This is a genomic window from Sheuella amnicola (assembly GCF_010499255.1).
In the GTDB taxonomy this organism is placed as follows: domain Bacteria; phylum Pseudomonadota; class Gammaproteobacteria; order Burkholderiales; family Burkholderiaceae_B; genus Zwartia; species Zwartia amnicola.
In genome coordinates this window covers 272,026-286,608 of sequence record NZ_JAAGRN010000003.1, presented here as the reverse complement: position 1 = coordinate 286,608, position 14,583 = coordinate 272,026, and the positions used below count along the sequence as shown (strand labels likewise).

Here is a 14,583-nt window from a genome sequence, read left to right as displayed (position 1 = left end):
TTATGAATAGATTGAGCGAATTCATAGTTGGCCTTATTTTTGGTCTGGGCTTGATCCTTTCAGGCATGACAGATCCGGGTAAGGTGATTGGTTTTCTTGACTTGTTCGGATCCTGGGATCCTTCACTTGCCTTTGTGATGGGAGGTGCCATATTTGTTGGCTTGTTCGCTTTTGCATTGGCCAAGAAGAGAACCACAAACTTTCTGGGACAAGCCTTGCATCTGCCGAAGTCCAACCAGATCGACAAGCGTCTCGTGCTCGGCTCACTTGTGTTCGGCGCAGGTTGGGGGTTGGCAGGATTCTGCCCGGGGCCGGCATGGGTCACAATGGCATCCGGAAACACCAAAGCGTTGATATTTGTCATTGCCATGATTGCCGGCATGATTGCGTACGAATTCATCCAGCGTACGCAGCGCCGTTGAGCCGTAGGTAAGCGCAGGACGCTTAAGCCATTTGACTAAGTGTTTTGCGAAACCTGCCCAAGGCCAGTAGAAAAAAAGCACTACCGATTATAAAAATCGCCAGCATTTGAGGCCAGACAATATCGAAACCAGCTCCACGGTAGAGTATCGCTTGGGATGCTGCAGTAAAGTGCGTGGTCGGTGCCGCTAGCATCAGAAATTGAGCGAAGTCAGGCATGCTTTCCCGAGGAGTCATTCCTCCGGAAAGCATTTCGAGCGGTAATAAAGTCATGATGAGCAGGAGTCCGAACTGCGGCATGCTGCGACTGATGGTTGCCATAAAAATTCCCATGGACGTCGTGGCGAATAGATGTAAGGCAACACAAAATAAAAAGAGTGGGATCGAGCCTTCAATGGGTACATGAAGTAGTCCACGGACAATCAATGTAAGTGAAAGAGCAGTGACGATCAGCACGATAATCCCGGTTGACCAGACCTTAGCCAGCATGATTTCATGCGGTTTAAGCGGCATGACCAATAAGTGTTCTATCGTGCCGTGTTCGCGTTCGCGAATCAGCGCTGCGCCGGACAGAATGATCGAGAGCATGGTGATCTGGTTGATGATTTCCATGATCGAACCAAACCATGACTGATTTAGCGAAGAATTGAATCGTATCCTTGGATTCAGTTCGATCGGTATCGAAGCAATTGTTCGATGCCTCATCACAAACTCGGTCACTTCCGTCATGACGATTTTCTGTACATGACCGCTTCCTGAAAATGCTTGACTCATGCGGGTTGCATCGACGTTCAGTTGTATGGCTGGAGATTTTCCGGAAAGAACGTCGCGTTGAAAACCGACGGGAATCGTCAAAGAAAATGTAAAGCGACCCGCATCCATTCCGTGATCGACCTCCTTAGGGGATGATGCGAGATAAGTGATGAACTGGGGAGGATAAAACCCGGAGATGATCCGATTAGACAACTGAGAGTTGTCTTCATCGATGATCGCAATGGGTACTTTATTCAATGTTTCGGGCATGACAGTGGCAGCCGAATAGATCGCTACCGTAAAGCTATAAAAGATCAGGATGAGCATCGCAGGGTCGCGCATTAGGCTCCACAGCTCCTTGATACCCAGGCGATAAATGTTGGAGAGTCTTTGTTTCACCCGCGCTCCTGTTTTTTAAGCAACAGTATCGCTAGCGTCGTAACCACCGGCACGGACAATCCGATAAATAGAAACGAAGTATGCAGATCTTGAAAATTCAAGGCTTTGTTGAATGTGCCCCGGCTGATAACAAGCATATAGCTGGCCGGGAAGATTTCACCGATCGCGCGACCAATCCCCTCCAGGGCCGATACCGGATTGATGAGTCCCGCGAATTGCACTGCGGGAAGAATGGTAAAGACCATGGTAATGAAAATAGCCGCGATTTGACTACGAGTGAACGTTGATGCAAGCATGCCAAAACTTGTTGAAAAGCTAATGAAGATCAATGAGCCGACAGCCAGGGTGAGAAAGCTTCCTTTGAGGGGGATACGGAAGAAGACCACGGCAACAAATACCATCAGCAAGAAATTCAGCATACCGATCGCGATATACGGCAATTGTTTGCCTATCAGGAACTCGGTTCTGGATACGGGCGTCACATATAGATTGACGATGGAGCCAAGCTCTTTTTCGCGCACGACGGACAAGGCGGCAAGCATGGCGGGGATCATGAGCATGAGCAAGGTCATGACACCGGGAACCATTGCGGGCAATGTCTTAACGTCAGGGTTGTAGCGAAACCGCATTTCGATGTCTACGGGACCTTGATTGGTCACTTTTCCGGACTTGGATTTTGCATAATCGATGAGCCAATTGTGATGCATTCCATCCACATAGCCAAGGATTGTCTCGGCACGTTGAGGCATGGCTCCATCGATCCAGGCTCCGATCTGAACCTTGTTTCCCCGGCTGATGTCGCGCGAGAATCCAACCGGGATCTCTATTGCAAGCGAAATCTCGCCCTTCCTCATTCTGGCATCGAGGTCTTCGTAGTTAAGGATAGGGGGTTTTTCGATAAAGTATCGCGACCCGCTCAGATGATTCGCATAATTGTGACTGAGCGAAGTTTGGTCGCGATCCAAAATGGCGTAAGTCAGATTTTCCACATCCATGTTGATGCCGAAACTCATAATCAGAAGAAGCAGCAAGCTGCCGATTAGTGCAAGCGCGGATCGCATGGGATCGCGCAATAATTCGAGCGTCTCCCTGCGCGAATAGCTAAATAATCGAGTCAGGCTGAATCCGGAAAAAATATTTACCGACTTCGCAAGAGAATCGTCTGAGGAGATGGTTTTTTCATCCCGAATGGCTTGTATGGGTTCGATGTCAACGCTGTTCTTATCATGCGTGTCCATTGCTCGCTTGATAAAGTGGATAAACGCTAATTCAAGGGTGGCGTGACCGCTTTGTTCAATGATCTTATCGGGTGTATCGGTCACCAATACCTGACCGGCATGCATCAGTGACATTCGATCGCACCTTTGCGCTTCGCTCATGAAATGAGTCGAGATGAAAATGGTGACGCGATCCTTTCGGGCCAGATCGATCATGAGTTGCCAGAAAGCATCTCTGGCCACTGGATCCACTCCAGAGGTCGGTTCATCAAGAATAAGCATTTCAGGCTTGTGAACCATCGCGACTGCCAACGATAATCGTTGGCGTATTCCAAGGGGCAATGTGTCGGGCAGGGTGTCCAGGTATCCGTCCAGCTCGAAGCGCGTTGACATCTCTTTCACTCTGCCCGGGATGTCGGGTTCGGGTATGCCGAAGATTCGGGCATGCAACACCAGGTTTTGCCTGACCGTCAGCTCGCTGTAAAGGGAAAATGCCTGCGACATATATCCGACGCGTCTACGGGTTTCGATATCGCGTGAGTCCACCGGATTGCCGAATAGCCAGGCTTTGCCCTCGGAAGGATGGAGCAAACCCGTGAGCATTTTCATCGTGGTTGATTTGCCGCAACCATTCGAACCGATGAAGCCGAAAATTTCACCCTTGCGAATCCGAAAATTGACGTGATCCACTGCCGTGAAATCGCCAAAACGTAAAGTCAGATCTTGTGCTTCTATCGCTATGTCAGTGTCAATGCTATCGCCAAGTGGCTGAATATCGATTGCACGGTGACCTTTTTTTCTTTCCTCGGGTAGCAGGGCAATATAGGCGGCTTCAAGGGAAGACTGATGGGTTCTTAAAAGCAAGTCCGTTGGCGTGCCTTGGGCGATGAGCTTGCCATTGTCCATCGCGACGAGCCAGTCGAATTTGGCCGCCTCATCCATGTAAGCTGTGGCGACCAGAATGCTCATGCCGGGTTGTTGCTGTCTGATTCGATCGATCAGTTCCCAAAACTGACTTCGCGCAAAGGGATCGACACCTGTGGTTGGTTCGTCCAGAATCAAGAGTTTTGGATCATGAATCAGTGCGCAACACAATCCGAGCTTTTGCTTCATCCCGCCTGAGAGTTTTCCGGCCGGTCTTGAGAGAAAAGCGTACAAATCCGTGGCTTTGGTCAGCTCATCAATCCGCTTCCTGCATTCGGCGTCATCCAGACCGAACAAATGACCGAAAAATTCCAGATTCTCCTCGATGGATAGTGTGGGGTAAAGATTTTTACCAAGTCCCTGAGGCATATATGCTATGTGAGGGCACACAAGATCCCTGTGCGATTCGTTCGCCATATCGCCGCCTAGCACTTCGATGGCGCCGGTCTGGATTTTCCTGGAGCCGGCGATCAATGACATCAAGCTGGATTTGCCTACGCCATCCGGTCCGATGAGGCCAATCATTTTTCCGGCAGGAATCTTCAGGTCAATGCGATCCAAAGCGATTTTTTTTCCGAATCGTAGCGATACTGCGCAAAGAACGGCAACGAATTCAAGATCCGTCGACATGAAAACTAATCCTTAATCTCGAGGAAGTTCGGCCAGGCGCCGTTTGAATTCAGCGACAGCCAAGCCACGCCGGGCATGCCCGATTTAATGATGTCGATATTTTTTTCAATGAATGTCTGGTCGATCTTGGCTTTTACGCGAAACATCAGTTTTTGACGTTCACTCGCGGTTTCCACTGTTTTCGGCGTAAATTGAGCCGTGTTTGAAATGAAGGTCACTTTGGCGGGTATCGGTTTACCGGGTGCGGAATCAAGCATGATTCTGACCTGTGCTCCAAGTTGCACTTTTCCGGCAATCATTTCAGGCAAAAAGAATGACATATGCGCGTCTTGCAGATCGATTAGATTTAAGACTTTTCCACCGGTTCCGAGTACTTCGCCTTCGTGTGCAATCACGAACTGGACTCGACCGGAGCGAGGTGCTTTCAACAAGCTGTCCCTGAGATCTGTTTCGATTCTTTTCGTTGTGGCTTGTGATGCCGTCACCAGAGCTTGCGCGCCGGTTATTTGCGCTTCGGCTGCGAGCGCTGCAGCACGAGCAGCTTCGACCTGCGCTTTGGCAGCGCTTATTGTGGCCTCCAGACTTTGCACGCGAGCCAAATCGTCGTCGAGCTCTTGTTTCGATGACGCGCCTTCCCTTGCTAAGACCGAAGTCCTTGTGAACCTTCTGCGCGCCGCTTGCAATTCGCTTTCACGCATGACAACCACAGCTTGAGCCGCGGTCTGTTCACTGAGTCGTGCCGCATACTGAGCCTGAGCGCTGACAACAGCATGCTTGGCTTGTTGCTCGCGTGCGATTGCCTCATCGCGTTGTGCTTGAACAATATCGAGCTGCATCTGAACCAAAGGCTGATCGACTTGAACGTACTCGCCTTCTTTGACTAAAACTTTATCGATTCTTCCCGGCGCTTTTGTGGCGATGTCGATTTCGGTGGCTTCAATGCGACCGTTGCCGCTTACGAAGTTAGAACTTAGACCATTGTTTTGCATTTGTTTCCAAAGCAATAATCCAATGACAACTAGTATGCCGACGATGATCCAAGGTAGATGTTTTTTAAATTCAGGAGGGTTCATCAGTTGCTCCGCATGATCTGTTCGTTGGGGACTGAGGTCGACTTGGTCTCGGTATTTGAGGCCCCACCCAACGTATTGAATAGATTTGCCCGCGTAGAGAATAAGGCTCGCTTGAGCTGGACATATTGTTGCTGAACAGAGAGTAAATCCCGCTCTGCATCGAGGACTTCAAAATAAGAGGATGACCCATTGTCATAGCGCATGGAGGCAAGTCGCAATCTTTCCTTTTGCGCAGCGACCGCCCTTAGTTGAATATCGATCTGCCTATCCAATGCTTGTGTTGCGTTAAGGTTGTCGGATACTTCCTTGAACGCGACTTGGATTGTCTTTTCATAATTGGCTATGGCAATGTCTTTCCTTGCCTCGGACAGGTCGAGATTGGATGACAGGCGACCACCTTCGAAAATCGGAACAGAAATATTTGGCGCAAACATCCAGGCGCGATTGTTGGAGCTGAATAGTCCGTTGAGCTCCGTGCTGATTCCACCATAAGCGGCATTCAAGGTGATTCTCGGGAAAAACGCGGCTCTGGCTGCGCCAATATTTGCGTTGGCCGCTTTAAGTCGAAACTCGGCTGCAACGATGTCGGGTCGTCTAAGCAATAAATCCGAGGGCTGTCCGATTCCAAGGTTGGTTGCCATCACGTTGTCTTTCAGTCCGGACGTTGTTGGCGCATAGGTTGACCCGTCACCGATGAGCAGTGTCATTAGATTGATCTGCATGGATCTATTTAGCCCAAGCTGTGTCACCAAAGTCTGAGCCTGAGTGAGAAGTGTTTCGGATTGAACCAGATCAAGTTTATTGCCGGATCCTATTTCGTAACGCTTTTTGAGCATGTCGTAGGATTTTTGTCTTGATAAGACGGATTGCCGGGCAATCGCAAGTCTTTCGTTCAAGTCCAGTAGGTTCAGATATGTGTCGGCGATCTGGATAATCAGTATGTTTCTGGCGGCAAGTTCAGCGGATTGCGTTGCCAGATATTCGTTGAGCGCAGAATCACTTAGACTCTGCACTCTCCCCCAAAAATCTATTTCCCAAGACGTATTGAAACCCGCAATGTATTGACTGACGGGTTTGCCGTTAGCAATGGGAGTGATTTCGGCAGGCAATCCAAGTCTGGCTGCGGCGGCCGATCCGGATAAAGAGGGAAATAAATCCGCATTTTTTATTCCATAAGCAGCTTGCGCTTCTTTTACTCGGAACGCCGTTGAGCGTAAATCGCGATTGCTTTTCAATCCTTGCCGGATTAACGCCTGAAGTTCAGGATCGATAAAAAAATCTTGCCAGTCCGCATATTCAGACATTGCACCGATCCGATCCGTTGCGTGTTCTGCCGTTTCAGCTGTATAGGAGTTAGCTACAGGAAGGGCAGGGCGGTGATAGTCCGGGTTAAATGAACAACCCGCCAATGCAGCGAGACATGCCACGTTGGCGATGTGCCAAAAATTGCTGTTTGTTTTTCCTATCATTGTCGATGACACTGATCCGTATCTGGCCGATGACATTGGTTAACCGGAATTCGATCTACCATAAGTTCACTTTAGCACTTTAGATGTGACGAGTGATGCAGATTTGGCGTGTTCATGAAGTTTGTTTTAGACTTAATTGAATGTTTTTGTTTGTTTTAAAGGATGCATCATGTCTGAATTTGCCAAGGATATATATACCGAACCCGTAAACATCGATATGGATACGCTTCGTAATCTTGGGCCTTTGCGGGCAATGGCCGGGATCTGGCAAGGACAAAGGGGACTTGATGTTAAGCCCAAGGCAGAAGGGCCCAAGAAGCAAGCTTTTGTCGAGCGCATTGAATTGCAGCCGATCGATCCTCAGACTAATGGTCCACAGCTGTTGTATGGTTTGCGGTATCACACCCACATCACCAAACCGGATCAGATCAAAACTTATCATGATCAGGTCGGGTATTGGTTGTGGGAGCCGGCGACTGAAACAGTCATCCATACGCTAACGATTCCACGCGGCATGGTCGTAATGGCTTCAGGAAAAGCTCATGCGGACGCAAAAGAGTTCGAGTTGACCGCAACGCATGTGGACCCACATTTTGGCATCCGTTCAGCGCCGTTTCTTGATCATGCGTTTAAGACGGTCGAATTTAAAATCATCGTCCGAATCAATGACGACGGAACCTGGGGCTATGAAGAAGACACGGTGTTGAAAATTATAGGACAGGATGAACTTTTTCATCATACAGATCGGAATTTGCTCAATAAGATTGCCGAGCCGACCCCCAATCCACTCGCGAATTGTTGAGCCCGATTTACATGTTGTTTTGTGGTGATTGAAACCCCCCAGCCCTGAATGTCAGTACAAGCGTATCCCGATAGCAATCGGTAAAGTGTTCCGACTCCGGTTGGATGGGGGTTGTTTCGTGAATGACCTTTTCGTCGTCGAGCAAGATTGCAGAAAAGGGTTCGTCCATCACGAATCTGACCCCGGTTGGTCCATCGGCTCTAAAGACGCGCGTTTCACCTCCTTTGACGTGGTGGCGCCCGAGCATCATCACAACAACATAATCAACACCATCCCGATGGGCTCCCTCTGGCGTGGGGCGTCCGATCCCTCCGTTCGTGTTGATGCGAAACTGATGCGCTTCGATGAACCATTTTTCGGTTGGATGAATTGTGGCAAAGCATTTTCCGAGCTCGGTGATCAAATCAAGAAATGATTGATCATGCGTAATATCTTGCTCGATTGGTTCGAACATCCTGTCATATCCACCATGCAAAGCGTTGAATTCGGTCGGCTGCCAATGAGCGCGATGCGCTGTGAGCGTCAGTGCGCTTTCATTCAGATTTTGAATGAAACAGCTGTGACGACGCAATCGATACATGCCCCCGTCTTTTAGATGATTATCTTTGCAAAGATTGTTCCAGGAGGTGTGTAGTTTCTTCCATTTATCGATGAAAGAAGCAGGATTGATTCCTATCAGACCAGCTAATTTATTTGTCGAAAGTTTCGCAAACCCGTTTAGCTGAATATCTTTGCAAGTTTCGTTTTGTACTGCTTGATGGGTGGACATTGGTGCACTCGATAAATGGCGTCAGTCGGGTGTGGAAAATCTATTCCCGCATACTGATTTTAGAGGGTTTTACGCCTCGCGGCGTACGACATCTGATTGATTGAATTTCGATACACTCCAGCAAGGTAGCACCTCTTGATTGATTTGTGTATCGGACAATATGAATCGAAAAGCTTTGCCATTGATCGTGCTGTTCATCACCGGATGTTCCTACATGCCATCGATGCCTTCGTTGCCTTCGATGGATTCGTTCACGTCGATATTTAAATCCTACGATGACGATATTTATGCAAAGGCACCTTGTGATCTCGTTGCAAGTCGCTACAACAGTGCAATAGATGAGATGCAAGTCAAGGTGTCTGAAAGCTGGGAGCAACTCCAGCCTTCGCCTATGGGTTTTATGCCAACCTTTCTGGGTGGTTCCAGTCAGCGGGCAAAAACGGTTCAGGAGTTATTCATATCCGATTACAACCAGTACTATGCTGCTTCGAGAGAGTTGACTCGTTGCGCAATCCGCTCCAGACCATTAAGTGAACCGGTGAAAACTGTCGCCAAGAATTTAGGCATGTTCTGAATCAGCTAGGGATCGATCGCTGCCGCGCATCCGTCAGTTGGCACCGCTGCGGCATGACCCACGACCGGAACCATTTTTAAAACCGCTGAAGCAACACGACAAGGTGCCGCTGCAACGCCGCATCCGCTTAATATTGCGCAAAGCATAATCATCAATATTGGTTTTGCAACGTGGTTTTTCACGTAATTATGGTATCAATTGCAAATAATCAGGATTTTAACGCTCAATCGCCTTAGTCGGCGAGATTGCTCATCGAACTAATAACAAACATGAAACTCAAAAATTGGTTGCTGGAAACGAGCCTGACTCAACGCATTCTCTTCGGAATGGTTGCAGGCGTATTAACGGGAATCTTTTTTGGCGAATCCACTGCACATTTAAAACCGATTTCAGATATTTATCTGAATTCGTTTCAGATGATGGTCGTTCCTTATCTGATGTTATCCCTGATGATTAGCATCGGACAGTTATCTGTCCAGGGTGCAATCCGGCTGACACGCTATGGATTGATACTCATGATCTCTTTTTGGATCCTAACGTTAGTGTTGCTCTATTTTCTGCCGCTGACATTTCCTAAGATGCAAAACGCATCGTTTTTCAGTTATGAACTTATCGAGGCCCCCAAAAAACTTGATCTTCTGAATATGTTCATTCCCGTCAACCCGTTTAGTTCGATGACCAATGCGGTGATCCCCGCTGTAGTGATATTCAGTCTTGCTATCGGAGTTTCGTTAATTGGAATCGCCAACAAAAGCGTATTGATCGAGAATCTACAACTTCTTGCCACTGCAATGCTTAGAGTGATGTTGCTTGTGATCAAGTTTTCGCCAATCGGTGTTTTTGCAATCACGGCTATCACCGCAGGCACGATATCCACGGAAGATTTCCAGCATTTACTGGTTTATTTTGTTTCATATTATTTTTTAGCAGGTTTGCTGATTTTTATCCTGTTGCCAATTATTGTGACCCACATAACACCTGTCAGTTATCGCGAGTTGATGCGATCCGGTAAGGACGGGCTTGTGCTTGCATTTTTCACTTCTAATCCTTTCATGGCCATGCCGCTCATGAGCGAGCAACTGAATCATTTGATGCGTCAGAAGGATATGTTTTGTCAGGATGCGACATCCACTGTTCAGGCCCTGTCTCCAACGGTTTTGACATTTCCGAATCCCGGCAAGCTTTTGGTGTTGATATTCGTGCCGTTTGCGGCTTGGTCAGGAGGTGAGTATTTTCTTCAGTCAGATTATGCGGAAATGCTGATTGTTGGCTTGTTTTCCGTCTTTGCCAGTGCGCAAGTTGTGATGCCGGGTTTATTTGATATGTTGGGAGTCAAACAAAGCTATCTCAATATTTTCATTTCATCCGGTGTCGTCACGTCTAATTTTGGTGCGATGACATCCGCCATGTCACTTCTGTCTTTTAATATTTTGGGCATCATGGCGATGACGGGACATTTGCATTTCAGTCCGGGTAGGTTATTGCGTTGCTTGGCGATTATTGCCTTTGCCTGTGTTTCGTCATTTTTTATTCTGCGAACCATCCTTCCTTTTGTGGTGAGCGATGATTACACCAAGGATGAGTCATTACGCTCAATGACATTGAAAGAATCTTTGCCTGTCATCGTTACCAAAGAGTTGCCGCCTGAATCTTCCGCAGGTGTGAGTACTTTGGAACAAATTCGTGCCAGAGGCGCCCTTCGTGTCGGATACATCGAAAATCGGTTCCCATTTACGTTCACAAATACGAATAATCAACTTGTCGGTATGGATGTCGAGTTGGCAAATGACCTGGCTAAAGCGTTAAACGTCAGTGCACTAGAGTTCGTTCAGGTGAGCTCAGGTCAAGTGAATTCGGCGCTTGTCCAAGGCCGTATAGATGTCATGATGAGCATGCCCTACGATATGAATTCGTTCGAAGACTTAAGGTATTCCAAATCATATTTCGATACAGTGATTGGCTTGGTCGTTAAGGATGAAGATCTATACAAATTCAAATCTGTTGCGCAAATTCGTGAACGAGGATATCTCAAAGTCGGTTTATCTACAGATGACATGGGAATCGCGCAATTATTCAAAGGCCGTCTAAAAGGTGTGCAGGTTGAATTCGTGGAGATCAAATCAATTGGCGATTATTTCGATAACAAATACCCTGATCTTGACGGAATGTTCATGCTTGCTTCGAGCGCTTCAGCCTGGTCGATTTTGAATCCCGGATTTTCGGTGGTTGTTCCGCAGCCTACGCTGCTCAGATTGCCTGTCGGCATCGCAACGCATCGCTTAAATGAGGGGTTGTCGAACTACATCAACTACTGGCTGTCTATCGTTCAGGCAAATGGTGCGATTGATCGAGCCTATGCGCATTGGGTGCTTGGTAAGGATGTGAATAAAAGGGTCAGACGCTGGTCGATCAAAGAGGATGTTTTAGGTTGGTGATACCGAGATGAATTGGTTCGACAGTCTTTTTGATGTAAATTGACTTGATCCGATTCCGACTTTAATCAACAAGCCGAACTGTTCATCATGTCCAATACATCCAAAATGACTCGTGTTGATCTGAACTCCGATATGGGTGAGGGGTTCGGTGATTACAAAATGGGTGACGATGCCGGGATACTCGCCATCGTGAGTTCAGCCAACGTCGCCTGTGGTTTCCATGCCGGTGATCCGGATATCATGGTTAAAACATTCGAGTTGGCAAAAGAGCGTGGCGTCTCTATCGGGGCACATCCCGGCTATAACGACAGGGCTGGCTTTGGCCGTCGAATCATTCCCCATTCTCTTGCTCAAATAGAAAGACTGGTTGCGTATCAGATTGGTGCGGCACAAGCCCTGGCAACCTACGCAGGTCACAAACTGACTTACGTGAAGACGCATGGTGCTTTGGGCAATCAGGGTCAAGCCGATGTGGATGTCGCCAAGGCCGTTGCGCGTGCAGTTCGTGCCGTCGATCCGGGTCTGTCAATACTAGGTATTGCTCGCAGTGCACTGCTAAACGTCAGCCTGGACATGGGCTTGAAGGCTTACCACGAAATATATGCCGATCGGGCATATACGGAAGAAGGCTTTTTGGTACCACGCTCAGAAAAAGGAGCTGTTCTTCACGACCCCGATCAGTGTGCGCAGCGGGTGTTGCGCATGGTGAGCAAAGGGGCAATCGAGACCCGCAGTGGTGCTTATCTTGACACGCCTATTGATTCAATTTGTTTACACAGCGATACTCCCGGAGCAGTTGGCATGGCTGTCCAGGTGCGCAAGACGCTTGAGGCGGCAGGTATTCAAATCAAAAATTTTAGTTCTTAGCCGGTTGCCTAGCCTCAAGTCGCCCTAATCAAGTGGTGTTGATCGCTTTGGCTTGCATACCTTCTGTGGTCAAGAGGGCATGATTACAAGCTGTTTTATACCTTGTGAGTATGTAGATATCTTATCTAGATAAGAGCAGAATGTGTTTCTTTTTTATCTAATGAAAAGGCTATTTTGAAGAATATTTACCTTTATAATATTTATTTATCAGGAAGTTCTTCCTAATGAATTGATTTTGTAAGGATATTTCAATGAAAGATGGTCGTTTAGATGAAGTCGACCGGAAAATTCTACGTGTTCTTGCTACAGATGGTCGGATAAGTAATCAAGCGCTGTCAGAACAGGTTAATTTGTCTCCTACTCCGTGTTGGAACCGTGTGAAAGCATTGGAGGAATCCGGGGTGATCATGAACTATGTTGCTATTCTTGATCAGCAAGCATTAGGTTTGCCGGATACCGTCATTATCGAAGTGACGCTTGAACGACATGATGACGAAATCTTCAGACGATTTGGTGAAGCGTTGGCTGAGTTGCCTGAAGTGATCGAGGCCTATTTACTGACGGGCGAATATGATTATCTGATCAAGGTAGCTATATCTGGAACCGCCGGATATGAAAAGTTTTTACGTGAAAAGCTTTATAAGATACCGGGCATTCGACATAGTCGTTCTACGTTCGCACTGAGATGTCTGAAGCGAACTCATTCTGTTGTTCCCTGATGTGGCTTGAATTTTTGATCGAAGCGACTGACTTCTTTTGCACTTATTTTCCGAGACTAAAGAAACGTGGCGACTGATTCGATCAGAACGACGAGTTGTTTTGTCATAAAACTGAAGTTCAGCAGTTTGTATGCCCAGTTGTGCTGCGTTGCAACTTCTTGAAAGGCTTTGTGTTCATCTTCTTTCCAGGATGTATTGCCGATATATTCATCAAAAACGATGACGGTACCGGCAACGACTTGGGCTGCCATTAAAGATAGAACAATTTTAGTTGAGCTATATAAATCACAATCGATGTTCATAAATCGAATCGCAGAGGATTCTTTTTTGATGAATTCCGGAATCGACTCATGGAACCATCCAGGATGCAAAGAAACATTGCCAGGCACGTCGGGAAGGGCTTGATGAGTTGAGTAGCTTCCTGCTTTTTCGTGATTCCAGTCTTCAGGGATACCCTCAAAACTATCGAAGCCATGTACCGGCCCCTCTACAAGATCGGCAATCATTCGGATGGACTTACCGTTAAAAACACCAAATTCAAGTACGAGCCCTTGGACTACAGCGTGTTGCAATGCATATTTAAGTACTTGCGAGGCATGTCCGTGAATGACTGGCAGATTTTTTTGAAATTGCTTAATGAATTGCCATGCCGTGAGGTCGGCTTGAAACGCCTTGGTTGTCTGTTCGATTTCAAAGTATCGCTTCGCTATTGCACTATCACCTCGATAATCATGCAACAAGCCAAGAAAAAATCGATAGCTTTGATTTGCTGGCTCCAGCTGCAAAGCCATTTCGAGGCAATGTATCGATTCCGTTAAGTCTTCAGGGTTCAAGAGAATTGCATGCAGATTGAATAAAGGATCAGCATAGGTTGAGTCGATTTTTTGCGCTTTTCGCAAACAAGAAATCGCTTCGCCTATCATTCCAAGTTCGGTCAGCGATACACCAAGATTATTGAGAGCCACTGCGTGTTTGTTATCCAAACGTAAAACCGTCCGAAAGCTTGAAATTGCCTTCTCTGGTTGAAAGTTTGCTTGATAGCAGACACCAAGGTTGTAATGAATTTGTGCAATTGTTGGGTTCAATGCGATGGCACGGTTATAGCAGTCGATTGCTTTTAGAGTCTGGTTGTTTTTTTGGAATAAGTTACCCAGGTTGCACAACCCTTCGATTTGGTGGGGGTTGATCGATAGGAGTTGCTGGTAGTAGTCAATTGCTTGCGTTTGCATATCCATGCGATTGCATGAAACTGCAAGCTGAAAAAGAATTTGAGTGTTTGCAGGATTCGCTTGATTTGCTTGTATTAAATAGGAGATCGCCTCTTGATGATCTCCTTCATCTTGCGATATCAATCCAAGCAGATATCGGGCTTTTGCAAAGTCCGCGCAAGACTTCGGAATCACTAGGCAAATTTCTTTTGCTTTTGCACGATTACCATCGCCGTAGCATAAGGCTGCAGTTTTGAATGTTTGGTCCGGGATAGCATTCAAGATCATTCCTCTGGATTGACGCCACGCTTTCAATTTTTACGA

14 protein-coding genes are annotated in these 14,583 nt (G+C 47.2%); 7 read left to right on the top strand and 7 right to left on the bottom strand.

What is annotated here, in order from left to right; translation table 11 throughout:
• Window positions 1-2 precede the first annotated feature (2 nt).
• Window positions 3-422: a YeeE/YedE family protein gene (locus G3I67_RS06150; protein WP_163652618.1), complete on the top strand. Its 420-nt coding sequence runs from the start codon at window positions 3-5 to the stop codon at window positions 420-422.
• Between the two features lie 22 nt (window positions 423-444).
• Here the strand turns inward: G3I67_RS06150 and G3I67_RS06145 are convergent, their stop codons facing one another.
• Genes G3I67_RS06145 through G3I67_RS06130 form a run of 4 tightly spaced genes read right to left on the bottom strand, consistent with a single transcriptional unit; the run spans window position 445 to window position 6,885 of the window.
• Window positions 445-1,515 carry an ABC transporter permease gene (locus G3I67_RS06145; protein WP_163652962.1) on the bottom strand — a complete coding sequence of 357 codons (1,071 nt, stop codon included), beginning with the start codon at window positions 1,513-1,515 and terminating at the stop codon, window positions 445-447.
• A gap of 53 nt (window positions 1,516-1,568) precedes the next feature.
• Entirely contained in the window at window positions 1,569-4,343 is a 2,775-nt protein-coding gene (gene rbbA / locus G3I67_RS06140; protein ID WP_163652617.1) for a ribosome-associated ATPase/putative transporter RbbA, read from the bottom strand.
• A gap of 5 nt (window positions 4,344-4,348) precedes the next feature.
• Complete coding sequence (locus tag G3I67_RS06135; protein ID WP_163652615.1) at window positions 4,349-5,416, bottom strand: HlyD family secretion protein; 1,068 nt, start codon at window positions 5,414-5,416, stop codon at window positions 4,349-4,351.
• Complete coding sequence (locus tag G3I67_RS06130) at window positions 5,416-6,885, bottom strand: efflux transporter outer membrane subunit (protein WP_163652613.1); 1,470 nt, start codon at window positions 6,883-6,885, stop codon at window positions 5,416-5,418. The genes G3I67_RS06135 and G3I67_RS06130 overlap by 1 nt, the downstream gene beginning before the upstream one ends.
• Before the next feature lie 169 nt (window positions 6,886-7,054).
• Between G3I67_RS06130 and G3I67_RS06125 the strand changes: the two genes are divergently transcribed.
• On the top strand, window positions 7,055-7,687 hold the full coding sequence (locus tag G3I67_RS06125; protein ID WP_163652611.1) for an FABP family protein: 633 nt from the start codon (window positions 7,055-7,057) through the stop codon (window positions 7,685-7,687).
• Between the two features lie 7 nt (window positions 7,688-7,694).
• On the opposite strand, the gene G3I67_RS06120 is transcribed toward G3I67_RS06125, so the two are convergent.
• Window positions 7,695-8,456 (bottom strand): 2OG-Fe dioxygenase family protein, encoded by a 762-nt coding sequence (locus tag G3I67_RS06120; protein ID WP_163652609.1) that lies wholly within the window; start codon window positions 8,454-8,456, stop codon window positions 7,695-7,697.
• Between the two features lie 160 nt (window positions 8,457-8,616).
• Between G3I67_RS06120 and G3I67_RS06115 the strand changes: the two genes are divergently transcribed.
• Window positions 8,617-9,030, top strand: coding sequence for a hypothetical protein (locus G3I67_RS06115; RefSeq protein ID WP_163652606.1), 414 nt, complete (start codon window positions 8,617-8,619; stop codon window positions 9,028-9,030).
• Window positions 9,031-9,035: 5 nt separating this feature from the next.
• On the opposite strand, the gene G3I67_RS15135 is transcribed toward G3I67_RS06115, so the two are convergent.
• The gene (locus G3I67_RS15135) at window positions 9,036-9,182 is read right to left on the bottom strand and encodes a DUF6726 family protein (protein WP_311197054.1); all 147 of its coding nucleotides are present in this window, start codon (window positions 9,180-9,182) and stop codon (window positions 9,036-9,038) included.
• A 117-nt stretch (window positions 9,183-9,299) separates the two neighbouring features.
• On the opposite strand from G3I67_RS15135, the gene G3I67_RS06110 reads away from it, so the two are divergent.
• From G3I67_RS06110 to G3I67_RS06100, 3 genes are all read left to right on the top strand, one after another.
• Entirely contained in the window at window positions 9,300-11,465 is a 2,166-nt protein-coding gene (locus tag G3I67_RS06110; RefSeq protein ID WP_163652605.1) for a cation:dicarboxylate symporter family transporter, read from the top strand.
• Window positions 11,466-11,552: 87 nt separating this feature from the next.
• Window positions 11,553-12,332, top strand: coding sequence for a LamB/YcsF family protein (locus G3I67_RS06105; RefSeq protein WP_235931727.1), 780 nt, complete (start codon window positions 11,553-11,555; stop codon window positions 12,330-12,332).
• Window positions 12,333-12,583: 251 nt separating this feature from the next.
• On the top strand, window positions 12,584-13,051 hold the full coding sequence (locus G3I67_RS06100; protein ID WP_163652603.1) for an Lrp/AsnC family transcriptional regulator: 468 nt from the start codon (window positions 12,584-12,586) through the stop codon (window positions 13,049-13,051).
• A 56-nt stretch (window positions 13,052-13,107) separates the two neighbouring features.
• On the opposite strand, the gene G3I67_RS06095 is transcribed toward G3I67_RS06100, so the two are convergent.
• On the bottom strand, window positions 13,108-14,400 hold the full coding sequence (locus tag G3I67_RS06095; protein ID WP_375539302.1) for a tetratricopeptide repeat protein: 1,293 nt from the start codon (window positions 14,398-14,400) through the stop codon (window positions 13,108-13,110).
• Between G3I67_RS06095 and G3I67_RS06090 the strand changes: the two genes are divergently transcribed.
• The gene (locus tag G3I67_RS06090) at window positions 14,295-14,516 is read left to right on the top strand and encodes a hypothetical protein (protein WP_163652142.1); all 222 of its coding nucleotides are present in this window, start codon (window positions 14,295-14,297) and stop codon (window positions 14,514-14,516) included. The genes G3I67_RS06095 and G3I67_RS06090 overlap by 106 nt on opposite strands.
• Window positions 14,517-14,583: the final 67 nt, after the last annotated feature.

Excerpts from the sequence above, each read along its gene's own strand:
- G3I67_RS06150 (WP_163652618.1), top strand. The coding sequence starts at position 3 with ATGAATAGATTGAGCGAATTCATAGTTGGCCTTATTTTTGGTCTGGGC.
- G3I67_RS06145 (WP_163652962.1), bottom strand. The coding sequence starts at position 1,515 with ATGCGCGACCCTGCGATGCTCATCCTGATCTTTTATAGCTTTACGGTA.
- rbbA (WP_163652617.1), bottom strand. The coding sequence starts at position 4,343 with ATGTCGACGGATCTTGAATTCGTTGCCGTTCTTTGCGCAGTATCGCTA.
- G3I67_RS06135 (WP_163652615.1), bottom strand. The coding sequence starts at position 5,416 with ATGAACCCTCCTGAATTTAAAAAACATCTACCTTGGATCATCGTCGGC.
- G3I67_RS06130 (WP_163652613.1), bottom strand. The coding sequence starts at position 6,885 with ATGATAGGAAAAACAAACAGCAATTTTTGGCACATCGCCAACGTGGCA.
- G3I67_RS06125 (WP_163652611.1), top strand. The coding sequence starts at position 7,055 with ATGTCTGAATTTGCCAAGGATATATATACCGAACCCGTAAACATCGAT.
- G3I67_RS06120 (WP_163652609.1), bottom strand. The coding sequence starts at position 8,456 with ATGTCCACCCATCAAGCAGTACAAAACGAAACTTGCAAAGATATTCAG.
- G3I67_RS06115 (WP_163652606.1), top strand. The coding sequence starts at position 8,617 with ATGAATCGAAAAGCTTTGCCATTGATCGTGCTGTTCATCACCGGATGT.
- G3I67_RS15135 (WP_311197054.1), bottom strand. The coding sequence starts at position 9,182 with ATGATTATGCTTTGCGCAATATTAAGCGGATGCGGCGTTGCAGCGGCA.
- G3I67_RS06110 (WP_163652605.1), top strand. The coding sequence starts at position 9,300 with ATGAAACTCAAAAATTGGTTGCTGGAAACGAGCCTGACTCAACGCATT.
- G3I67_RS06105 (WP_235931727.1), top strand. The coding sequence starts at position 11,553 with ATGTCCAATACATCCAAAATGACTCGTGTTGATCTGAACTCCGATATG.
- G3I67_RS06100 (WP_163652603.1), top strand. The coding sequence starts at position 12,584 with ATGAAAGATGGTCGTTTAGATGAAGTCGACCGGAAAATTCTACGTGTT.
- G3I67_RS06090 (WP_163652142.1), top strand. The coding sequence starts at position 14,295 with ATGAAACTGCAAGCTGAAAAAGAATTTGAGTGTTTGCAGGATTCGCTT.